Origin of the sequence: Butyrivibrio proteoclasticus, assembly GCF_900115735.1 — a bacterium.
Taxonomy (GTDB): Bacteria; Bacillota; Clostridia; order Lachnospirales; family Lachnospiraceae; genus Butyrivibrio; species Butyrivibrio proteoclasticus_B.
Map to the genome: position 1 here is coordinate 91,140 of NZ_FOXO01000011.1, position 24,503 is coordinate 115,642.

Sequence of the window (24,503 nt, forward strand, 5' to 3'; positions counted from 1 at the left end):
TAATAATCCTCCTGAAAAAACTTTTCGATTTATACATCAAGATTATAGCACGATACGATGCAGCATGAGAAGTTTTGTGGTAAAATATTATGGCTTATGTTATTTTAGAGTTACTGTACAGACATAAAATGCGCACAGTGCTGCGCATTTTTAGATAATATGATCCAATGCAGAATGGAGCAAAGATGTCAGAAAAGCTAGAAATAATTAAGGAAAAACCTTATCCGCTTGGTTGTTATATTGATTATGATAAGAGTCTTGTGGTGCGAACAGTTTTTGAAGGTGATAAAAACTGTGGAATTGCATTATATAAGGGAACTTCGAATGATGGAGAAACCGCTCTTAAGATTAAGCTACCCAAATCTTTGAAGCGAGGCTCAATATATGCTGCGAGGATCAAAGGAATTAGTAATGTTGACGAATACTCATCTTATAACTATTTTGTTGATTCAACTTATTTTTGTGATTCCTATGCCAAGCATTTGATTGGACTTGAGACTTTTGGGCTTGATGTTCCAGATTGCGATATAAGAGCTAAACTTGATAATAGATCAACGTTAAAAGCTTCTGAGTATTCTTTTGACTGGGAAAATGATTCTTTCCCGGAGGTGCCATATGAAGACAGTTTTGTATATCTTCTTCATGTAAGAGGTTTTACAAAATCTTCCGGAAGTGGCGTTCCTGCTCAGCACAGAGGAACATTTCTGGGAATACTTGATAAAATACCTTATCTTAAATCAATAGGCGTTACTACTGTAGAAATCATGCCTGCCATAGAGATGAATGAAATTGAAACACCAAGGACTCATGGAGGTATTTTATCAAAAGAACTTTTGTATTCGAAGGATGGAAGCATTTCAAATACTAACAGTATCAAGCCAAGGCTTAATTTTTGGGGTTATAAAAAAGGCTTTTATTTTGCACCAAGGACGGCTTATTGTTCAAATCCTTATGATGCCGAAAATGAGTTTAAATTTTTTATTAAAACAATGCATGCAAACGGCCTTGAAGTCATTATGCAGTTCTTTTTTGAAGAGAGTGAAAATGAGAGCCTTATTATTGATGCATTAAGATACTGGAGATGTTCTTATCATGTTGATGGTTTTCATTTAAAAGGTGCCAGAATTCCTATCAGACTTATTACGAAAGAGCCTTTATTTTCAGATGCCAAGATATGGTATGACTGGTTTGAAGATGGTCCTGTTCCGTCAAAACGTTATCTTGCTATTTACAATAATTCATTTTTGTATGCCGGCAGAAGATTTTTAAAGAGTGACGATAACTCTGCAGGTGATTTTTTTCACGCAATGATTGCTAATGGAAATACACATGGTGTTATCAATTATATCTGCGATTATGAAGGGTTCAGGCTTTCTGATCTCGTTTCTTATGAACATAAGCACAATGAAGAAAATGGTGAAAACAATAAGGATGGAACCGACAACAATCTTAGCTGGAACTGCGGAATTGAAGGAAGAACCAGAAAGCAGAGTATATTGGAACTTAGAAAAAAGCAGGTAAAGAACATTCTTACTATGCTTCTTTTGGCGCAGGGAACACCGATGATATTTAGTGGTGATGAGTTCTGTTCTTCTCAGGGAGGTAATAATAATCCATATTGTCAGGATAATGAGACAGGATGGGTCGATTGGAAGGCACTTGAAAAAAACACTGAGATTTTTGAATATTTTAAGTTCCTGATCAGGTTCCGTTTTGAGCATAATATTCTTCATAATGCATCAGCATTTAAATTAATGGATTATATATCATGTGGTTATCCGGATTTATCATGCCATGGAAGAGAAGCCTGGAGACCGGATTTTACAGGACATAGTCATATTTTAGGGATGCTTTACTGCGGTAAATATGATAAGGACGATAAAAATAGTCCGTTTATATATGTCTGCTATAATATGTACTGGATGAAAGAAGAGATTGCCCTTCCTAAGCTTCCGGATGGACTTAGATGGAAGATGATTTCTGATACAGAAAGAGTTGACAAGATAGATAGTATAGAAAAAAAGGACAAAGCAGTTGAAAAAATGAGTGAAAGGTCAGTTAGAATCTACATGAGTGAAATTGACCCTGATAATAAAAGTAAAAGGAAGTTGAAAAGAAAATGAATAGACCCGATGTTATTTCAAAATTTTTAAACTATGTAAAATATGATACTCAGTCTGATGACACAACAGGAACTTCTCCTTCCACAATGAAACAGCATGAACTTGCGCGTTTCCTTGTAAAAGAATTAAATGAGATAGGTGCATCAGATGTTTATTATGATGAGGACCATTGCTACGTTTATGCTTCAATACCTTCTAACATAAACGACAACGTTGACAGACCTGCAATTGGTTTTATCTCTCATATGGACACATCCGATGAAGTTAGCGGTAAGGATGTTAAGCCTAGAAAAGTTGAAAATTATGATGGAAAAGATATTGTTCTTAATAAGGAACTTGGTGTTGTATTATCACCTGAAGATTTCCCTGAGCTTTCTAATCATGTGGGCGAAACACTTATTGTTACAGATGGAACAACACTTCTTGGTGCTGATGATAAGGCCGGTATTGCCGAGATTATGACTATGGCAGAAGTTCTTTTGACAAATCCTGATATTCCTCACGGCGATATCAAGATTGCGTTTACTCCTGATGAGGAAATTGGTGAGGGAACAGCTCACTTTGATATTGAGAAATTTGGAGCAAAATTTGCTTATACAGTTGACGGCGGAAAGCTTGGAGACCTTGAGTATGAGAACTTCAATGCTGCAGAAGGCAAGATAGTAGTAAATGGAAGAAGTGTTCATCCGGGCGATGCAAAAGATAAAATGGTGAATGCTTCACTTATCTGCTATGAGTTCCATTCTCTCTTACCTGTTCAGATGAATCCTATGTACACACAGGGAAGAGAAGGGTTCTTTCATTTGACAGAAGTAAGCGGATCAACAGAAAAGGCAAGTGCAAGCTATATTATTCGTGACCATGATGAAGCTTTGTTTGAGAAAAAGAAACAGCTCTTTATTGATGCTGCTGAGTATTTGAACAAAAAATATGGCGAGGGCACTGTAGAGGTCAAAGTTAGAGATCAGTACAAGAATATGATCGAAAAAATCAGACCTCATATGCATCTTATAGAAAATGCTAAAAAGGCTATGACAGATATTGGTGTTACACCTTTGGAATTCCCAATCAGAGGAGGTACAGACGGAGCAAGCCTTTCATATAAGGGACTTCCATGTCCAAACCTTTGTACAGGTGGTTACAACTATCATGGCAAGTATGAGTATGCATCAGTACAGGAAATGGAAAAGACTGTAGATATTCTGTTTGGAATTGTTAATGAGTACGGAAAGAGTTATAAGTAATGGAATTTAAGAAAGATATAAATATTTTAAACGCAAACAAAGAAGAAGTAACTGATGCCGAGAGCTTAAAGCAACTTGGCTTTATTGAAGAAGCAAAGGGCTATGTTGAAGAGCTGAAAAAAGAGCTTGGAAGAACACCAAAGGCCTGTGTTGTGACTTTTGGATGCCAGATGAATGCAAGAGATTCTGAAAAGCTTCTGGCTATCTTAAAGCTTGTTGGATATGAAGAGACTGATTCCGAGGAGGCTGATTTTGTCCTTTATAATACATGCACAGTCAGAGACAATGCAGATCAGAGAGTCTACGGACGTCTTGGTGCATGTGGAAGCCACAAGAAAAAGAATCCTCATATGAAAATAGCTATTTGTGGCTGTCTTATGCAGGAGGAGAGCGCAGTTGAAAAGATCAAGAAGAGCTATCGCTTCGTTGACCTTATTTTTGGAACACACAACATTTATAAATTCGCTGAACTTTTGTGTACAGCCCTTGTATCTGACAGAATGGTTATAGATATTTGGAAGGAAACAGACAAGATTGTCGAGGATCTTCCTGTTTTCAGAAAGTATCCATTTAAGTCAGGTGTGAATATCATGTTTGGATGTAATAATTTCTGCACATATTGTATCGTGCCTTATGTACGTGGTAGAGAGCGTTCAAGAAATCCAAAGGATATTATCAGAGAGTGTGAAAAGCTTGCAAATGATGGCGTAAAAGAGGTTATGCTTCTTGGACAGAATGTAAACTCCTATGGCCTTGATTTTAAAGAAGGTGATCCGGAGCGCATATCATTCCCTGAACTGCTTGAAGAAGTATCAAAGGTCAAGGGAATTGAAAGAGTGAGATTTATGACTCCTCATCCTAAGGATTTTTCTGATGATCTTTTGGATGTAATTGCTCGTAACCCTAAGATTGCAAGACATATTCATCTTCCTTTGCAGTCTGGAAATACTGAGATATTAAGGCGAATGAACAGAAAGTACACAAAGGAAAGTTATCTTGCACTTGTAGATAAGATCCACGAAAAGCTCCCTGACGTTGCTATAACTACGGATATTATCGTTGGTTTTCCGGGAGAAACAGAAAGTGATGTTGACGACACAATTGATGTAGTCAAGAAGGCTGGTTTTGATAATGCGTTTACCTTTATTTACTCAAAGAGAACAGGTACACCTGCTGCCACTTTTGAGAATCAGGTTCCTGAAGAAGAGGTAAAAAAGAACTTTGATAAGCTTCTTAAAGTTGTTCAGGAAACAGCACGAGCACAGTCTGAAAAGATGACAGGAAGAGTTGATAATGTGCTTGTTGAGAGCGTTAATGAACAGGATAGTTCGCTTATGACAGGACGTCTTTCAAACAATACATTGGTTCATTTCCCAGGAGATGAGTCACTTATTGGTTCATTTGTTGACGTCAGCCTCGATGAGTGTAAAGGCTTCTACTTCATGGGCCACATTGTTTAATGGTTTAGATGAATTACTATGGCTGTAGGTGAGTGTTAAGTGCGTAGGCAATTTTGCGAGCCTTTGTGCTCGTCGGTACTTGCGAATGTTTTTTATGAGCTAGTACCGCTACGAAGCACGAAGGAGCGGGAGCGTCCGCAAAATGAATACGCACGAACACAAACCTACATCATTGCGTTACATTGCACAACATAAAATAGAAATGGGGATATAAACGTGGAGAACACTACCATGTTTGAAAGTATAGATATTGCAAAAGTTTCACCTATGATGCAGCATTATCTTCAGACGAAAGCTGAATATAAAGATTGTATTCTATTTTACAGATTAGGTGATTTCTACGAACTCTTTTTTGATGATGCGCAGATAGCTTCAAAAGAATTGGAGCTTACTCTTACAGGAAAAGCCTGTGGTCTTGAGGAGAGAGCTCCAATGTGCGGAGTTCCTTTTCATGCAGTTGATTCTTACCTTACAAAGCTTGTTTCAAGGGGCTATAAGGTTGCAATTTGTGAGCAGACCGAAGATCCTAAACTTGCAAAGGGAATAGTAAAGAGAGATGTAACAAGAATAGTCACACCGGGAACGAATCTTAATATGCAGTCCCTTGAGGAAACAAAGAACAATTATATTATGAGTGTTCTTTATTCTCCTGACAACATTGGAATATCCATAGCGGATGTGACCACAGGTGATTATTATCTTACAGAGGTTGATAATTTAAGGGCCTGCAATGATGAAATCGTAAAATATATGCCATCTGAGATCATCTGTAATGAGGCCTTTACATTTTCCGGAATTGATATAAATGATCTAAAGAACAGACTTCAGATTTTTGTAAATCCTTTGGACTCAAGATACTATGATGAAGATTCCTGTAAGAAACTTCTTTTAAAGCATTTTAAAGTTTCTTCACTTATCGGTCTTGGTATAGATGATTTTCCTAATGGAATAGTTGCTGCCGGTTCACTGTTACAATATTTAACAGATATGCAAAAATCGGATATATCAAACATTACACACATATATCCGTATCTAACAAGTAAGTATATGCTTCTTGACAGTTCTACAAGGAGGAATCTTGAACTTGTTGAAACTATGAGAGACAAGCAGAAAAGAGGGACGCTCCTTTGGGTTCTTGATAAAACAAAAACTGCAATGGGAGCAAGAACATTAAGAAGCTTTATTGAGCAGCCGCTTATTGAAAAGGATGAGATTCTTTTGAGACAGGGGGCGGTAGATACCCTTTTAAAGAATGTTGTGACAAGGGAAGAGATAAGAGAGTACTTAAATCCTGTATACGATCTTGAAAGACTGATGTCCAAAATTATTTTCAAAACGGCTAATCCAAGAGATCTTTTAGCATTCAGGAATTCTATCAAGATGATACCTGCGATCAAAACAGCTCTTTTGGACATTCAGGATGATCCTGAAATAAAGAAACTTACTGAAAGACTTGATACTTTAAGTGATATACATGATCTTATTGATAGTGCAATTGTTGAAGAACCACCGCTTGCTATTAAAGAGAGTGGAATCATAAAAGATGGTTTTGATGCAGATATTGATCATTTTAGGGAAGCCGGAACCAATGGAAAAGTATGGCTTTCACAACTTGAAGAAGAAGAAAAAGAAAAAACCGGAATAAAGAACCTTAGGATCAAGTACAGCAATGTGTTTGGCTATTCCTTTGAAGTTACTAACTCATTTAAGGATAAGGTTCCCGATTACTTTATTAGAAAGCAGACTCTTACTAATTGCGAGCGATATACTACGCCTAAATTAAAAGAACTTGAGGATACCATTCTGAATGCACAGGACAAGCTCAACAATCTTGAGTATGATATGTTCTGCAAAATAAGAGATTCTATAGCACTTGAAATAAATAGGATACAGAGTACGGCAAAATCTATAGCTCTTTTGGATGTATATGCGTCTCTTGCTTATGTAGCTGAGAAAAACAGATATATAAAGCCTTCAATCAATGAAAAAGGGATAATAAATATTAAAAATGGAAGACATCCTGTTGTTGAGAGAATGCTTGATTCATCAGATATGTTCATATCAAATGACACATATCTTGACAATAAAAAGAACTGTATTTCAATCATTACAGGGCCTAACATGGCAGGTAAGTCAACATATATGAGGCAGACAGCATTAATTGTGTTGATGGCACAGATTGGCTGTTTTGTACCTGCAGATAAAGCGGATATATGCGTTGTAGACAGGATATTTACAAGAGTTGGAGCTTCTGATGATCTTGGTAGCGGTCAGTCTACATTTATGGTTGAGATGAATGAGGTTGCAAACATTCTTAGGAATGCAACACCGGATTCACTTCTTATCCTTGATGAGATAGGACGTGGAACCTCAACATATGACGGACTTGCAATTGCCTGGGCTGTTATAGAGCATATAAGCAACAGAAAGATACTTGGTGCAAAGACTTTGTTTGCAACCCATTATCATGAACTTACAGAGCTTGAAGGTAAGATGGATAATGTCAATAACTATTGCATTGCAGTCAAGGAAAATGGTGATGATATTGTTTTTTTACGTAAAATTATAAAAGGTGGTGCAGATAAGAGCTATGGTATTCAGGTTGCCAAGCTTGCAGGCGTGCCTGACATGGTAATTGACAGAGCGAAAGAAATAGTCACTGAACTTACTGACAATGATATTACTGAAAAGGTGCAGAGTATTGCCAAAGAATCCAAAAGTGATAAAAAAGTCAAAGTTCAGCACTATGATGATGTAGATATAGATCAGATGACTCTTTTTGATACTGTTACCGACGAGGATGTATTAAAGAGGCTTCAGGAAATTGATATAACAACTCTTACTCCAATGGATGCGCTTAACACACTTTATAAGCTTCAAAGTGATTTGAAAAACAGGTGGAAAAACTAAATGGCTTTCATAAATGAACTTGATAAAAATACCATAGATCAGATTGCTGCAGGAGAAGTTGTAGAAAGGCCTGCAAGTGTAGTAAAAGAACTTGTTGAAAATGCTATCGACAGTGGGGCGAATGCAGTTACTGTTGAGATAAAAGGTGGCGGAATCGATATGATTCGCGTGACAGATAACGGCAGTGGAATAGAGAAAAGTCAGATTCGTAAAGCTTTTAAGAGACATGCTACAAGTAAACTTACTTGTATAGATGACCTTTATACCATTCATTCACTCGGCTTTAGAGGTGAAGCACTCTCTAGTATTTCATCTGTTGCGCAGGTTGATATGATCACCAAAACAGCAGATGATCTTACCGGTACCAGGTATACAATAAATGGAGGAGAAGAGATTTCTTTTGAAGAAATCGGAGCTCCGGATGGGACTTCTCTTATTGTTAGAAATCTTTTTTACAATACTCCTGCAAGGAAAAAGTTCCTTAAAACTCCTCAGACTGAAGGAAGTTATGTTGGAGATGTCATGGAGCATCTTGCTCTTGATAACCCAACAGTTTCTTTTCACTACATAAATAATAAAGAGGATAAATTCTCTACAACAGGAAACGGTGATCTGAAGGAGATAATCTACAGGATCTACGGGAGAGATATTTCTGTAAGTCTTGTTCCTATAAATGTTTCAGATAATGGTTATACTCTTGAGGGGTATTTGGGCGAACCTTCCATAAACAGATCGAACAGGAATTTTGAAATCTTTTTTGTAAATGGAAGATATGTAAAAGATAAGGTGATGTCCAAGGCTTTGGAAGAAGGCTATAAGCAATATCTTATGATGCATAAGTTCCCTTTCGCCGTGCTACATCTTCGTCTGGATCCTTCTATGGTAGATGTTAATGTTCATCCAGCCAAACTTGAAGTTAGATTTGGCAATCAGCCTGCGCTTTATGACTTTATCAAAACGCACGTGGAAAACACGCTTCGAAGCCATGAAATGATACCGGATGCACTTCTTGGAGAAGATGAACCTGTAAAGAAAAAAGATGAAGCGTTAAATCATGACAAAAATGTTCAGGATGTTTTGAAGAGTACTAATAAGGAGCCGGAAATTATCAGTAATTTTGATGATGATAATGATGGCAGTAGGAAAACTGAAAAACCGCAGAAATACAATGCTCCACAGCCTTTTGAAAAAGTAAGGTTCGAAGAGAATAAATTAAAGGAAGATGAGCCGATATATGCAACAGGTATAAAGGCAGAACCTATAAAGATTGAGGATTCAAATAAGTCTGCAGTCTGGACCAGAATATTTGGTGATTCTGCTGGTTCAAAAGCAAAAGATTCATATAGATCATCACCTATAATCAAACAGGATGAGGCTATTATAGTTGAAAAGCCTGTTCAGCTTAATCTTTTTGATGAAAAAGTGCTAAGCAGAGACAATGTAAAAGAATATGATATAATCGGTCAAATCTTTGGAACATATTGGATAATAGGCTTTAAGGATAAGATTTTTCTTATGGATCAACATGCTGCTCACGAAAAAGTCAACTATGAGCGTATGATGAAAAGATATAAATCAGGAGAACAGCTTTCGCAGATGGTAAATCCTCCTGTAATTATTTCTCTTTCAGCTTCTGAAGAAGAATTGTTTCTTAAGTATAGACAGTATTTTGAAAAACTTGGATTTAATATTGAGAACTTTGGTGGACATGAATATGCCATGAGAGCAATTCCGATTGATCTTTTCGGTTGTGATAATGAGAAAGACATGTTTATTGAGATTCTTGATGAGCTTTCACATGAGACAAATCTTGACAGGACTCCTGACGTTATAAATTATAAAATTGCAAGTATGGCATGCAAAGCTTCAGTTAAGGGTAATACAAAAATGTCAAGGGCTGAACTTGAGGCACTTCTTGACGAACTTTTGACTTTGGAAAATCCTTATAATTGTCCTCATGGAAGACCAACAATTATATCTATGTCCAAGTATGAGATTGATAAGAAATTTAAGCGAGTAGTGGAATGAGTAAGCAAAAGCTTGTTGTATTAACAGGGCCAACTGCTGTTGGCAAATCCAAATTATCAATTGAACTTGCAAAAGCTATTGGCGGAGAGATAATCTCCGCTGATTCTATGCAGGTTTATAAATACATGAATATCGGAACTGATAAAATATCTACTGAAAAAATGGGAGGCGTGAAGCACCATCTTATTGATTTTCTTGATCCCAAGGAAGATTTTAATGTTTTTATGTTCCAAAAGCTTGTAAAAGAAGCTATAGAAGACATTTCCTTAAGAGGCAAAGTCCCGATTCTTGTGGGAGGTACAGGATTTTATATTCAGGCAGTCCTTCGTGATATTGATTTTACAGAGACTGATGAGGATGATTCTTACAGGAAAGAACTTGAAAAAAGAGCAGAAAATGGTGAAGGGCATGAACTTTTTGAAGAACTGAAAAAGGTTGATCCCCAGTCAGCTGAGATAATTCATGAAAATAATTCAAAGCGTGTTATAAGAGCTTTGGAGTATTATAAAAAAACAGGAAAGAAAATATCAGAGCACAATAAAGAACAGAGTAACAACAATTCTCCCTATGACTTTACATATTTTGTATTGACAGATGATAGAAAAACGTTATACTCACGCATAGACGCTCGTGTCGATAAAATGATATCTGATGGACTTGAGCAGGAAGTCAGAGAACTTGTTAAGATGGATATTCCTATGACTGCTACCTCAATGCAAAGTCTTGGCTATAGGGAAATGATCGGATATTTAAATGGTGAGTATGACCTTGATAGAGCTGTTTATCTGATAAAGCTTAACACAAGACACTTTGCAAAAAGGCAGTTGACATGGTTTAGACGTGAAAAAAATGTCATATGGTTGGATAAAGCAGCTTTCGGCCATGATGAAGATATAATATTGAAAGAGATGCTTAGGATTTATGGAAATGAACAGTAATATGTATGAAAACCTTGGTATTTCCAAGGAAGTTTATGAATTTGGTGAAAAGATTTTAAAGGAACTTGAGCCAAGATTTAAGGCTATAGATGAAACTGCTGAATATAATCAGCTTAAAGTTCTTAAAGCGATGCAGGATAACAAGGTTAGTGAAGCCTGTCTTCTTGGCACTACAGGTTACGGCTACAACGACATAGGAAGAGAAAAACTTGAAGCAGTCTATGCATCAGTTTTTCATGCAGAGGATGCTCTTGTAAGACCGCAGATTACATGTGGGACACATGCACTTGCACTTGCTCTTATGAGTAACCTTCGCCCTGGAGATATGCTTTTTTCTCCTGTGGGAAAACCATACGATACTTTGGAAGAAGTTATTGGGATAAGACCTTCAAAAGGTTCACTTGCTGAGTATGGTGTTTCATATTCACAGGTTGATCTTCTACCGGATGGAAGTTTTGATTTTGAGAATATCAAAAAGGTATTGCTTGAAAACGACAATATAAAGCTTGTCACTATTCAGAGATCAAAAGGATATCAGACTAGACCTACACTTTCTGTAGAGAGGATTGGAGAACTCATAAGCTTTATCAAGGGCATTAAAAAGGATGTACTTTGTATGGTAGATAACTGCTATGGTGAGTTTGTTGAAAGAATTGAACCTACAGATCTTGGAGCAGACATGGTTGTTGGTTCACTTATCAAAAATCCCGGTGGCGGACTTGCACCAATAGGCGGATATATTGCAGGTAAAAAAGAGTGCGTTGAAAATGCAGCTTTCAGACTTACTTCTCCCGGACTTGGTAAGGAAGTAGGAGCTTCTCTGGGAATCCTTCCTCAATTTTATCAGGGGTTTTTCCTTGCCCCTATCGTAACAGCTTCAGCTTTAAAGGGAGCGATTTTTGCAGCAAATATCTACGAAAAGCTTGGCTTTGAAGTTTGCCCAAATGGTAGTGAGGACAGATTTGATATCATTCAGGCAGTTACATTTGGAAAACCTGAGGGAGTTATTGCTTTTTGTGAGGGAATTCAGGCGGCAGCACCTGTTGATTCTTTTGTTACACCAGAGCCTTGGGATATGCCTGGTTATGATGCACAGGTTATCATGGCTGCAGGTGCGTTTGTATCAGGCTCATCTATCGAGCTTTCAGCAGATGGGCCTATTAAAGAGCCATATTCAGTATTTTTCCAGGGGGGACTTACATGGCCTCATGCTAAATATGGTATTTTAAAGACTTTGCAAAAGCTTTATGATGTAAAAATGGTATCTTTGTGATAAACTATTAGCTGTACCATTTTGTACTTTTCTGATCGTCTGGAGAAGCGGCGCATTGCGTTATGTCAGAAAGGTTGAGATGAATACAATTAATAAAAAGATATTTGGTAGCGATGCATATAAAGAAATGCTTCCTTATGAACGCTTTTTAAGTGCGGGACCAGAGAGTCTTACAGATGCAGAGCTTCTTGCAATCATTATTCGTACAGGCAGTGGTGAGAATTCTCCTATTGAGATTGCTCACAAGGTTTTATGTTTATCCAATGGCAAAGAAAGAGGACTAAACGGTCTATTTTCTCTGACAGTCGATGAGCTAAAAAGTATACACGGTATTGGTGAAGTTAAGGCTGTTAAACTTAAATGTCTTACGGAACTCGCCAAGAGAATGTCTGTTCAGAGCTCTTTTAGTGGTACTTTTTTTGATTCTCCGAAGCAGATTGCACTCTTATATATGGAAAAGATGAGACATGAAGAGCGTGAAAAAGCGATACTTCTTTGTTTAAATAACAAGCATAAGCTTTTAAACGAAACTGTTTTATCCATAGGAACAGTCAATTCAGCTTTGGTGTCTCCAAGAGATATTTTTACACATGCGCTTAAAAGTGGAGCATCTTTTGTAATTCTTTTACATAATCATCCCAGCGGGGATCCAACTCCTTCAAGGGCTGATGCGGAACTTACCAAAAAGATCAGCGAATCAGGCATTATGCTTGATATCAGGCTTATAGATCATATTATTATAGGAAATCAGTCATATTACAGCTTTAGTGAAAAAGGGCTTTTATGGCAATAAGGAGAAGAAATGGCTAATATTTTTGGAATTGATCTTGGAACCAGCAATATCAAAATCTTTAACAGAGATGAAGACAGTCTTACAGTAGAAAAGAACATGATTGCTATTGAGAATAAGACAAATATCTTCGCTTACGGAAATTCTGCATATGAGATGTATGAGAAGGCTCCTGACAAGATTAAGATATCATATCCGCTTAACAGCGGTGTTATTGCGGATATTGAACATATGGAAACCCTTGTTAAACTTTTTATAACGGATCAGATGAAGGGCAGTGTTAAGCCTTGTGATGTTTATATTGCTGTACCTAAGGATGTTACAGAAGTTGAAAGGAGAGCTTTCCATGATCTGATAAATGATGCAGGAATTAAGGCTAAAAAGATCATGATGGTTAAAAAACCTCTTGCTGACGGACTTGGTATGAATGTTGACGTTATGAACTCTCAGGGTGTCTTAGTTGTGAATGTTGGATATGACACTACAGAGATTTCGATATTATCTCTTCGCGGTATCGTTGTAAGTAAGCTTATTAAGGTCGGCGGCAAAAAATTTGATGAATCTATAAGAAATGTTATCCGTAAGGAATTTGGCCTTTTAATCGGTGAAAAGACATCTGAAAGTGTTAAGATTTCATTAAAAGAGCTTGAAAAAGAAGGCAAGGATGCTGTTGTTTATGGCAGAGATATCGTTACAGGTCTTCCTGTTGAAAGAAAGATACCTATCGATCTTCTTAATCAGGCGCTTGTTGAGAACTTTGATGTTATTCTTGATAATGTTAAAGCTACTCTTGAGAAAACACCACCAGAACTTGCTGCTGATATTTTTAAGCATGGCTTATATCTTACAGGTGGTGCTTCACAGGTTTGCCATCTTGCACAGAGACTTAGCAATGGCGTAGGTCTTAATGTGAACCTTGCAGAGAATCCAATTGGTTCAGGTGCTCTTGGACTTGCTAAGATTATTAAAGATGATCAGTACAAACCTCTTGCATATGGAATCGAAGAGGATAGATAAATGAGTCCCATCATAAGGCAAAGAGGAGAAGAATTTACCCTTCCAAGTAAATATCTCCTCTTTATTTTGACAATTCTATGTACAGCGTTAATTGTAATTACATTTAATACTAATCTGTTTACGGGTCCATTGAATTCGTTTGCAGGTATTTTTGTTGTACCATTTCAAAAGGGAATAACTATCTGCTCAAGTTATATTAAAGAGAAAACAGATAAGCTTGCATCTATAACACAGCTTCTTGATGAAAATGAACAACTAAAAAATCAGATTGACGAACTTACTATTGCGAATACGAATCTCGAGCAGGAAAAGTATGAACTTACTGAACTTAGGGAATTGTATGAGCTTGATTCCAAATATAATGATTATCCTAAGACAGGAGCCAGAATAATCGCAAAAGATGCCGGCAACTGGTATTATTCTTTTGTTATTGATAAGGGTTCTGATGACGGAATTACTATTGATATGAACGTTATTGCCGGAGCAGGACTTGTTGGAAGAGTTATTGATGTGGGACCGGATTGGGCAAAGGTTCAGTCTATTATTGCTGATAATTCAGCAGTGAGTGGAATGGTTCTTTCTTCTTCTGACAATCTTATTGTCACAGGCGATTTGGAGCTTTACAGAAGTGGATATATAAGTTTTTCAAAACTTGTGGATGATGCAGACAAAGTTAGCATCGGCGATAAGATAGTGACTTCTAATATCAGTGACAAGTACCTTCCTGGAATTTTAATCGGATATATATCTACTTTGGAAGATGATTCAAATAATCTTACCAAGTCAGGAACTCTTTCTCCTGCAGTAGACTTTGAACATATGAATGAAGTACTTGTAATATTACAAGTCAAGAATAATGGCGGAAATTAAGATTTTTTATGAATATTAGGCGTATACTTGTAAACTTCATATTTATAATAGTTTCGTTTATTTTACAGACTACGCTTTTCAGGGCTCTTGATTTTGGTGGCATAGCGCCCAATATCCTTATGATAATGACTTCTTCTACTGCATTCATCAAAGGAGATAAAGCGGGACTTTTAACCGGCTTTTTTTGTGGCCTTCTAATCGATATTTTCTTTGGAACATATCTGGGCTTTTTTGCACTTATCTACATGTATATTGGATTTATTGTAGGAAAGCTTCATATTATCTTTTTTTCACAAAACGTTGCAATCCCGATTTTGGTAATAACGATATCAGACTTTGTTTATGGCTTTGTCTGTTATATTCTCATGTTTTTGTTTAGAACAAAATTTAATATTGGCTATTATATGCAGACGGTAATAATACCGGAAGTGGTTTATACGGCGATAGTGGCAATATTTATTTATCCTATCATCCTAAAGATCAATAATATTATTGATGAAAAGGAACAAAGGAGCGCTAAGAAATTTGTTTGATGAAATAAAAGAAAACATTATTAAATTCATAACTTCCAGAGCAGTCATAGTTTCTTTTGTTCTGTTTACTTTGGCATGTGTAATGATATACAGGCTTTTTTCGCTACAGGTTATTAATGGCGAATACTACCTTGATACATTTAAACTCAGAATTAAAAAAGAGAAGACTATAGCTGCAGCCAGAGGTAATATTTATGACAGAAATGGTAATCTTCTTGCTTATAATGAGCTTGCCAACTCTGTCACAATAGAAGATGTATATAAGTCTGGATCAGGCAAAAATGCGGCAATCAATCAGACATTAAATTCACTTATCGATATTATCGAAGAAAATGGTGATACGGTTGATCAGGATTTTAATATAGTACTTAATGAAAGTAATGAATATGAATTTAAAGTAACCGGTAATTCACTTTTAAGATTTTTGGCCGATGTTTATGGACATACATCAGTCAATGATCTTAAATACGAAGAAAAAACTAAAACACCGGAAAATGTAATTGATGATCTGTGTAAAAAGTTTGGAGTTGGGGAGTACGAAACCCCGGGTGTTTCATCTTCTTTCGTGGCTCGTAGAGGTTACACCAATGACAGAGCACTTAAAATCCTGACTGTTCGTTATAATATGGATTCAAACAGCTATCAGAAATATATCGATACAACAGTTGCTTCTGATGTAAGTGATCAAACGGTTGCTGATGTAATGGAGAATCTTGGCATGCTTGATGGCGTTTCCATTGAGGAAAGCACAGCAAGAAAGTATGTTGATTCCCAGTATTTTTCGCATTTACTTGGTTATACGGGTAAAGTTTCAGAGGATGAGCTTGCTGAACTCCAGCAAATAAGCTCCAGCTATGGAATTAACGATACTGTCGGAAAGTCCGGTATAGAGCAGGCAATGGAATCTGTTCTACAGGGAACAAAAGGATCTGAAACAGTTTATGTTGACAATACCGGTCAGGTAATAGAAACCAGCAATTATGTTGATTCAATTGCCGGAAATGATGTCTATCTTACTATAGATAAAGACCTGACAGAAGCCTGTTATGATATTATTGAGCAATCACTTGCGGGTATTCTGGTTTCAAAAATTCAAAATGTAAAAACATATACATATACTGAGACAAGTAGTTCAAGTAGTATTGTAATTCCAATATATGATGTATATTATGCAATATTTGATAATGATGTTGTTGACATTCCTCATTTTGCTGAAGATGATGCAAAAGATACTGAAAGAGCTGTATATGAAGCTTTTATTTCAAAGAATGCATCTGTTCTTGCAAATTTAAGAGAAGAATTTGAAGTAACAAAAACACCATATAATGCACTTACCAGTGAATATCAGTGGTATATGAGCCATATTGCAGCAATGCTTTATTCTGATGGTGTTATCAATTCTTCACTTGTTGATAAAGAAGATGATGTATATGTTGCATGGACTACAGATGAGACAATTTCACTTACAGAGTATTTAAAATATGCCATAGCAATGAACTGGATTGATGTTTCAAAGCTAAGTATTGATAATCAGTATGCTGATTCTGAAGAAATCTTTGCGCAAATTGTAGACTATACTATCAATGAATTGTCTTCTGATTATGATTTCCAGACAAGACTTTATAAATATCTTTTATTGGAAGGCACTATCAGCGGCACACAGGTTTGTAATCTGCTTCTTGAACAGGGCAAAGTTACTTTATCTGATGAAGAACAGGGAATATGGGATAGAGGAGGAGAAACTGCTTATTCCTTTATGACAAACAGGATATCCAATCTCGATATTACGCCTGCTCAGCTTGCTCTTGATCCATGTACAGGATCAATGGTGGTTACTGATGTTAATTCAGGTGATGTGCTGGCTATTGTTTCATATCCAGGATATGACAACAATAAGATGGCCAATGGAGTTGATGCTGAGTATTATGCAAAGCTCAGAAGTGATAATTCAAATCCTTTGTACAACTATGCTACACAGCAGAAGACGGCTCCAGGTTCAACATTTAAGATTGTTTCGGCAACAGCTGGACTTACAGAAGGTGTTATTACAACGGATTCCACAATCTTTTGCGGTGGTATTTTTGATAAGCTTGATCATCCACCGAGATGTTGGATTTACCCAAGTGGACATGGTAATTTAAATGTTTCAGGTGGTATCCGCAATTCTTGTAACGTATTTTTTTATGAAGTTGGATACAGACTTGGCCTTTTAGGAAACTCTTATTCCTCAGAGACAGGTCTTGAAAAACTGGCAAAATATGCTGATATGTATGGCTTGACAGAAAAGTCCGGTATAGAAATTGCTGAATCAGAACCGTCAGTTTCTGATCAGGATGCCGTGCGTTCAGCAATTGGTCAGGGTAGTCATTCATATACCACTATTGGACTTGCAAGATATGTAACGACTATAGCTAACAGCGGCACTTGCTATAACCTTTCTCTTATAGACAAAACAACTGACTCAAATGGTAATCTGCTTGAAGAATATAGTGCTTCTGTCAGAAATACAATTGATATGCCTCAGTCTTATTGGAATGCTATTCATTTAGGTATGAGACAGGTTGTACAAGATAAATCATATTATGCAAATCTGGGAGTTAATGTAGCAGGTAAGACAGGTACAGCTCAGGAATCAAAGAGCAGACCTAACCATTCACTTTTTATTTGTTATGCTCCATATGAACAACCTGAAATTGCCATAGCAACAAGAATTGCCTATGGTTATACATCCAGTTATGCGGCTCAGATCACTAAAGAAGCTCTGGCATATTATTTTGAGCTTAGAGACGAGGATGATATTCTTTCAGGTACAGCAAGAGAACTTCAGGATGGCGCTACCAACGCTGACTAATGGAGGAGAAATGTTAAAGAAATACAAGATAATGGATTATGACTTTCCTCTGGTCATAATGGTAATGAGTCTTACAATATTTGGAATAATGGCCATCAGTTCTGCCAACCCATCATATGTCTCTAAGCAGACAGCTGGTATGGTTTTTGGTGTGGTTTTGATGGTGTTTATATCACTGCTTGATTATTCTGTTCTGATAAAATTATATATTCCGTTTTACATATTGAATGTAGCTCTTTTGGGGCTGGTTTTATCACCTTTGGGAAGTAGTACAAACGGTGCTCAAAGATGGATAAATCTGTTTGGGATAACGTTCCAGCCATCAGAGGCAGCCAAAATTTTATTGATTTTATTTTATGCTCAGTTTATCATGAAATATAAAGACAAAGTTAAAACCATAAGCTTTGTGATGATTTGTTTGGCGCTACTTGCACTTCCTTTAGGGCTTATTTTTAAACAGCCTGACCTTTCTACCTGCATTATGGTCATGATGATATTTTCATCTATGATATTTGTAGCAGGAGTAAACTGGAAATTAGTGGCCGTTGTTTTATCAGTTTCCATTCCGTCAGTATTATTTGTTATTTATAATGCTGTTCAGGAAGACAGCAGTATTCTTAAGGATTATCAGCAGCGAAGAATTCTTGCCTGGTTGCATCCTGAAGAGTATGCTAATTCAGAAGCTTATCAGACACTTAATTCTATGATGGCTATAGGTTCAGGGCAGCTTTACGGCAAAGGTTACAACACAAATGAGATAAGCTCTGTTCTAAATGGCGGATTTATTTCAGAATCCCAGACAGACTTTATTTTCACTGTTATTGGTGAGGAGTTTGGTTTTATTGGGGCTTGTATTGTTGTGATTTTAATTCTTGGAATTGCTGTAGAGTGCTTTATGGTTTCCATGAGAGCCAAAGATAAGGCCGGAGAGGTTATTGCCGCAGGTGTTGGCGGCTGGATTGGTTTTCAGGGTATTATAAATATGGGAGTTGCAACCGGAGTTCTGCCAAATACAGGACTTCCACTTCCTTTTGTTAGTGCCGGTCTGACGTCACTTTTAAGTGTTTATGTTGGCATTGGTTTTGTGCTTAATGTCAGACTTCAAGGAAATAAATATATTTTGGGGAGAGGTTAAAGTATATGAATATAGCTTTAATTGCACATGATGCTAAAAAGAAACTTATGCAGAATTTTTGCATAGCTTATAGAGGTATCCTTAGTAAAAATGATCTTTATGCTACTGGAACAACGGGCAGACTTGTTGAAGAAGTAACAAATCTTTCAATTCACAAATATCTTGCAGGACATCTTGGAGGAGCTCAGCAGCTTGGTGCAGCTATCGAGCACAATGAAATCGACCTTGTGATCTTTTTAAGAGATCCGCTTACTGTAAAATCTCATGAACCTGATATCAGTAATATCATGTCACTTTGTGATATGCATAATATTCCTGTTGCCACTAATCTGGCCTCAGCAGAGCTTTTACTTAAGTCATTGGATAGGGGAGATTTTGAGTGGCGTGAGATGTATAAGTAAGTTAGCTTTATTATGTCTTCTAGTAGGAACAATCGGACTTACCGGCTGTTCTTACTTTTCATATTCAGCAAAGTATTCGGTATCAACATCAGATGAAGATACCAGAAAAACTCTTTTTTACCCAACTTTTGCTTCAGAACTTTGTGTTGCAGACGGTGATATTTCAGGAGAGGAAGATACAATTTCTTCTAATATCAGCGCTGGGCTTTTTGACCTTAATAATAGGGAAACATTATACGCAAAAAATGTTAATATTCAAGTTCATCCCGCAAGTCTGACAAAGGTAATGACGGCGCTTGTTGCTTTAAAATATGGTAAACTTGATCAGGTTCTCGTAGCAGATAACAATGTATATGTGAACGAGAGTGGGGCACAAAAGGTTAATCTTAAAGAGGGTGACAGACTTACTCTTGATCAGGCGCTTAGGATTCTTCTAATTTATTCTGCAAATGATGTTGCAAATCTTATCGCAACAAATATTGGTGGTTCAATCGAAGGGTTTGCTGATTTAATGAACAAGGAAGCTCTTGCAATTGGTGCTACTAATTCTCATTTTACAAATCCTCACGGATTAACTGATGAAGATCACTATGTAACAGCATACGATATGTATCTGATTTTTAATGCTGCAATGGAATATGAAGCATTCAGTGAAATAATAAACATGACTGAATATAGCACAAATTATCTCGATTCTTCCGGTAATTCCATAGAGGTATCAGTATCTACTACTAATGCATATCTTTCAGGAAGTCAGTCAGCTCCTATGGGGGTGACTGTTATTGGTGGTAAAACAGGTACGACAACAGCTGCAGGGCATTGCCTTATTCTACTTGCAAGGGATACAAATGGAAGTCCTTACATTGCAGTTATTATGCGTGATACAGACAGTGGCACACTTTACTCAGATATGTCATCATTGCTTGGAGAAATAACTAAATAGAGTTGTTTTTTAACATGTAATATTCTATAATTAGTACAAGAATTTAAATTCTAACTAGCAGGAGGGTATGCCGATGGTTCAGTTAATTGTTGGGAAAAAGGGTAAAGGAAAGACAAAATGTTTATTGGACAAGGTTAATACCGAGGTTAAGAATGTACTCGGAAGCGTAGTATTTCTTGATAAGAACACCAAGCACATGTATGAATTAAACAATAAGATCAGACTTATTGTAGTTCCAGAGTTTATGATTTCAAATTCTGATGAGTTTATCGGATTCGTAAGTGGTATTATTTCTCAGGACCACGATCTCCAACAGATGTATTTTGATGGATTTTTAAATATCTCTTGTCTAGAAGGTAAGGACATAACAGATACTATTGAAAAACTCGAAAAGCTTTCTGAGAAGTTCAATATTGATTTCATTTTAAGTGTATCAATGGATGAATCAGAACTTCCAGAAAATGTTAAATCCAAGGTTGTAATTTCGCTTTAATTTTAAAGTATATGTATATAGGCCGCGGGCTTTCCGCGGCTTATATATTGTGAAAAAGTATAAAAGGTTAGGACAATGGCTAAGAGGAACAGCCGAGTAACAAAATATCCGGGCAATATAAATAATATAAACATTGGAATGATTTTCTTTTCTGTAATGGCTATATATATCATTATCAGTGTTGTTACTTATATGCGAAGGGATCATATGGTCGGATATCAGGTCAAAGAGGGAGCTCTTTCAACTAATAATATCTATGATGCAGTGGCAATACGTACAGAAAAAGTTATAACAAGTGATAATGCCGGTTACGTAAATTATTTTGCAACAGAGGGCGGAAGAGTTGCAGTAGGTAACCTGGTTTATACAGTTGATGAATCAGGACAGCTTCTTGAGTATCTTAAATCCCAGGGTTCTGAAGAAGTCGCTCTTGGAGATGAGGATTTATCTGAATTACGAAGTCAGATTGTAAATTTTGATTCATCATTTGATCCTCAGAATTTTTACACTGTATATGATTTTAAAGTCAGCATAGACGGAACTGTACAAAAGTTATCAAATAGTAGTATTTTACAGAATATCCAGTCTCTTAATTCAAATAGAGGAACGCTTTCATCAATTGTATATAAAAACGCTCCTGATACAGGGATTGTAGTTTATTCCATTGATGGCTATGAAGATCTGACGCTTGAAACGATGACTTTAGATAAGCTTGATCAAAAGAAATATGAAAAAACGCAGCTTATCAATAATACACTTGTAAAACCAGGAGATCCTGTATACAAACTTTGTACAAGCGAAGAATGGTCCATTATTATAAATGAGCAGGATCCTGAAAGATTGCAAGAATTTGAAGATCTTGAATATATTAAAGTAAGATTTATTAAAAACCAGGATGAATCCTGGGGGAAAGTAACTACCTACACAAATGTTGATGGCGAAAGTTTTGTGCAACTCACATTTACCAATTCTATGATCACATTTTGTAGAGACAGATTTTTAAATGTTGAGCTTATCACAGAGGATGAAACAGGACTGAAGATTCCGAATTCCTCCATTGTAAATAAAAGCTTTTTCCTTATACCAAAGGCTTATCTGATTAATAATAATGACAATACTTCAGGCGTATTAAGAGAGAAATATGACGAGCAGGGTAACGCAACAACTGAGTTCGTTACTCTGGCAGTATACAATGAAACAGATACTGAGTATTATATTGATACGGACACTTTGAGGGCAGGGGATACTCTGATAAAACCTGATTCTAATGAACGGTATACAGTCAGTAAGACTGATACTCTTATTGGCGTTTATAACATTAATAAGGGTTATGCAGATTTTAGACAGGTCAAGATTCTGTATCAGAATGATGAGTATGCAATCGTTCGATCCAACACTATGTATGGATTGAATGTCTATGACTATATTGTTCTTGATTCATCTACTGTTGATGAAAATGCAGGCAAAGCTGATGTGGATACAGAAGCTACTGTTGAAGAAAACAGTGATAATAATGAAAGTTCTTCTGATGGAAGCCTTGATTTGGATGGTAGTGGTGATGATGCATCAACAGAGTTTTCGTCAGAAACACTGGTTGAAGATGTCCAAGAGTCTTCATCTGAAAGTTCATCTACAGAATCATCAAAAGGCGCATCGGATAATTCATCTGAAGCAGTCTCAGATGGGATGTAAAAATTTAGCAAAAACATCATATAAATTTGACATATTACGTAAAACTACGATAATATTATATGTGATTTTGTTGGGAAAATAATTGTGAGGAGCATTAGATAAAATGAATGTAATGGATAAATTCTTAAAAGCAATTCAGCTTAATGGGGATGAAGATGGTTATTATGACGAGGACGATACCTATTATGATGGTGGATCTAAAGGTGAGTCTATAAATAATCAGTCTCCAATAGGCAAGGATGATCCTACTATAGATGTTTCCGAGGATAAACCAAAGAAATCAGCGCCTAAAGTTGTTCCTTCCAGATCAAAAAAGGCTTTATCAGCTGCCGGAATGGAAGTTTGCGTGATTAAACCTACATCTGTTGAGGATGCCAGGGAGATTACAGAAACGCTCTTGGCTAATCGTACTGTAGTGCTTAATTTAGAGGGGCTTGACATGGATATTGCGCAGAGAATCATTGATTTTACTTCTGGTTCTACTTTTGCAATTTCAGGTAACCTTCAAAAGATATCAAGATATATCTTCATTATTACACCTGCATCAGTTGATATTTCAGGCGATTTCCAAAATATTTTGAGTGGCTTTGGGAATGGAATACCAGAGGGACCTCATCAAATTGATTAATGTTTAAAAAGCTGCTGCATTCGCAGCAGCTTAATTTTTGTTTAGAAGAATAGAGGGTACTAGGAATGGAAAGTTTAGTTGTTAACTATGGTGGGAAGCCATGTTATGAAATTATGTTTGAAAAGGATTTTGGGGGCCTTAGTGATAAAGTTAGAGAGCTTGGTTTTGAGGGCAGGAAAATAGCCATTATTACTGACAGTAATGTTGAGAAGCTCTATGCTAAGGATGTTGAGGGTGAGCTTTCAAAGGTTTCAGATAAGGTATTAACTTATGCAATCCCTGCAGGTGAAGAGAATAAGAATCTTAAAGAAATTGAGAAAATATATAAAGTTTTGATCGATAGTCATTTTGACAGACATGACCTTGTTGTTGCACTTGGTGGCGGTGTAGTCGGTGATATGGCCGGATTTGCCTCAGCTACATATCTTAGGGGAATTGATTTTATTCAGATTCCTACAACTCTTTTGGCACAGACAGACAGTAGTATTGGTGGTAAGACAGGAGTTGATTTTGACGAGTATAAAAATATGGTAGGCGCTTTTCATATGCCCAGACTTGTTTATATGAATATTTCTACACTTAATTCCTTAAGCGGCAGGCAGTATGCTTCAGGATTTGCTGAAGTTATGAAACACGGCCTTATCAAAGACGCTTCTTTCTATACATGGCTTATTGAGAATATGTATGAGATTGAAGATAAGGATGCAGATGTTGTTCTTGAGATGGTAAAAAGAAGCTGTGAAATAAAAAAAGCTGTCGTTGAAAAAGATCCTACAGAAAAGGGAGACAGAGCTCTTCTTAATTTTGGGCATACACTTGGACATGCAATTGAAAAGGCAAAAGGATTTTCGTTAACTCATGGCGAATGCGTAGCTTTGGGCTGTATTGCGGCAGCATTTATCTCATGGAAAAAAGAGCTGATTGCTATGGAAGAATATTATGAAATAAGAGATATGTTTGTTCCATTTAATCTTCCAATATCTGTAGAAGACCTTGAGCCTTCTGATGTAATAAAACTTACAAAATCAGACAAAAAAGCTGATGGTGATAAGATTAAGTTTATTCTTCTTAAAAAGATTGGAAAAGCATTTATTGATACTACAGTTACAGAAGATGAGATGGATGCTGCTTTAAAAGAGATTATCTACGTTGAGAATGGAGACTGATAAGTTAT

At 36.6% G+C, this 24,503-nt stretch carries 19 protein-coding genes; all 19 read left to right on the forward strand.

Going from position 1 to position 24,503, the window contains the following annotated elements:
• Positions 1 to 185: 185 nt before the first annotated feature.
• Complete coding sequence (locus tag BM146_RS08700; protein WP_074887396.1) at positions 186 to 2,123, forward strand: hypothetical protein; 1,938 nt, start codon at positions 186 to 188, stop codon at positions 2,121 to 2,123.
• On the forward strand, positions 2,120 to 3,367 hold the full coding sequence (gene pepT / locus BM146_RS08705; RefSeq protein WP_074887399.1) for a peptidase T: 1,248 nt from the start codon (positions 2,120 to 2,122) through the stop codon (positions 3,365 to 3,367). The genes BM146_RS08700 and pepT overlap by 4 nt, the downstream gene beginning before the upstream one ends.
• Positions 3,367 to 4,827 (forward strand): tRNA (N6-isopentenyl adenosine(37)-C2)-methylthiotransferase MiaB, encoded by a 1,461-nt coding sequence (miaB, locus tag BM146_RS08710; protein ID WP_074887403.1) that lies wholly within the window; start codon positions 3,367 to 3,369, stop codon positions 4,825 to 4,827. The genes pepT and miaB overlap by 1 nt, the downstream gene beginning before the upstream one ends.
• A 231-nt stretch (positions 4,828 to 5,058) precedes the next feature.
• Positions 5,059 to 7,737, forward strand: a complete 2,679-nt coding sequence (gene mutS, locus BM146_RS08715) for a DNA mismatch repair protein MutS (RefSeq protein ID WP_242949369.1) — start codon at positions 5,059 to 5,061, stop codon at positions 7,735 to 7,737.
• Positions 7,738 to 9,765 (forward strand): DNA mismatch repair endonuclease MutL, encoded by a 2,028-nt coding sequence (mutL, locus tag BM146_RS08720; RefSeq protein WP_074887406.1) that lies wholly within the window; start codon positions 7,738 to 7,740, stop codon positions 9,763 to 9,765.
• On the forward strand, positions 9,762 to 10,703 hold the full coding sequence (gene miaA / locus BM146_RS08725) for a tRNA (adenosine(37)-N6)-dimethylallyltransferase MiaA (RefSeq protein WP_074887410.1): 942 nt from the start codon (positions 9,762 to 9,764) through the stop codon (positions 10,701 to 10,703). The genes mutL and miaA overlap by 4 nt, the downstream gene beginning before the upstream one ends.
• The gene (locus tag BM146_RS08730; protein ID WP_074887413.1) at positions 10,687 to 11,976 is read left to right on the forward strand and encodes a methionine gamma-lyase family protein; all 1,290 of its coding nucleotides are present in this window, start codon (positions 10,687 to 10,689) and stop codon (positions 11,974 to 11,976) included. Before miaA ends, BM146_RS08730 begins: the two co-directional genes overlap by 17 nt.
• Positions 11,977 to 12,031: 55 nt before the next feature.
• Entirely contained in the window at positions 12,032 to 12,769 is a 738-nt protein-coding gene (gene radC, locus BM146_RS08735; RefSeq protein ID WP_242949370.1) for a RadC family protein, read from the forward strand.
• A gap of 9 nt (positions 12,770 to 12,778) precedes the next feature.
• Positions 12,779 to 13,783, forward strand: a complete 1,005-nt coding sequence (gene mreB / locus BM146_RS08740) for a rod shape-determining protein (protein ID WP_074887416.1) — start codon at positions 12,779 to 12,781, stop codon at positions 13,781 to 13,783.
• On the forward strand, positions 13,784 to 14,653 hold the full coding sequence (mreC, locus tag BM146_RS08745; protein WP_074887419.1) for a rod shape-determining protein MreC: 870 nt from the start codon (positions 13,784 to 13,786) through the stop codon (positions 14,651 to 14,653). It abuts the gene before it with no gap.
• Positions 14,654 to 14,661: 8 nt separating this feature from the next.
• On the forward strand, positions 14,662 to 15,186 hold the full coding sequence (gene mreD, locus BM146_RS08750) for a rod shape-determining protein MreD (protein WP_177201627.1): 525 nt from the start codon (positions 14,662 to 14,664) through the stop codon (positions 15,184 to 15,186).
• Complete coding sequence (locus BM146_RS08755; protein ID WP_242949371.1) at positions 15,149 to 18,037, forward strand: penicillin-binding transpeptidase domain-containing protein; 2,889 nt, start codon at positions 15,149 to 15,151, stop codon at positions 18,035 to 18,037. Before mreD ends, BM146_RS08755 begins: the two co-directional genes overlap by 38 nt.
• 10 nt (positions 18,038 to 18,047) lie before the next feature.
• Positions 18,048 to 19,172, forward strand: a complete 1,125-nt coding sequence (locus BM146_RS08760; protein ID WP_143087454.1) for an FtsW/RodA/SpoVE family cell cycle protein — start codon at positions 18,048 to 18,050, stop codon at positions 19,170 to 19,172.
• A gap of 5 nt (positions 19,173 to 19,177) precedes the next feature.
• Positions 19,178 to 19,573, forward strand: coding sequence for a methylglyoxal synthase (mgsA, locus tag BM146_RS08765; protein WP_074887428.1), 396 nt, complete (start codon positions 19,178 to 19,180; stop codon positions 19,571 to 19,573).
• Positions 19,557 to 20,516: a D-alanyl-D-alanine carboxypeptidase family protein gene (locus BM146_RS08770; protein ID WP_074887431.1), complete on the forward strand. Its 960-nt coding sequence runs from the start codon at positions 19,557 to 19,559 to the stop codon at positions 20,514 to 20,516. The genes mgsA and BM146_RS08770 overlap by 17 nt, the downstream gene beginning before the upstream one ends.
• Before the next feature lie 73 nt (positions 20,517 to 20,589).
• Positions 20,590 to 21,009 (forward strand): twitching motility protein PilT, encoded by a 420-nt coding sequence (locus BM146_RS08775; RefSeq protein WP_074887433.1) that lies wholly within the window; start codon positions 20,590 to 20,592, stop codon positions 21,007 to 21,009.
• A 75-nt stretch (positions 21,010 to 21,084) separates the two neighbouring features.
• Entirely contained in the window at positions 21,085 to 22,701 is a 1,617-nt protein-coding gene (locus tag BM146_RS08780; RefSeq protein ID WP_177201628.1) for an HlyD family efflux transporter periplasmic adaptor subunit, read from the forward strand.
• A gap of 103 nt (positions 22,702 to 22,804) precedes the next feature.
• Positions 22,805 to 23,329, forward strand: coding sequence for a cell division protein SepF (locus BM146_RS08785; RefSeq protein ID WP_074887436.1), 525 nt, complete (start codon positions 22,805 to 22,807; stop codon positions 23,327 to 23,329).
• 65 nt (positions 23,330 to 23,394) lie between these two features.
• Positions 23,395 to 24,495 (forward strand): 3-dehydroquinate synthase, encoded by a 1,101-nt coding sequence (aroB, locus tag BM146_RS08790; protein WP_074887438.1) that lies wholly within the window; start codon positions 23,395 to 23,397, stop codon positions 24,493 to 24,495.
• Positions 24,496 to 24,503 lie beyond the last annotated feature (8 nt).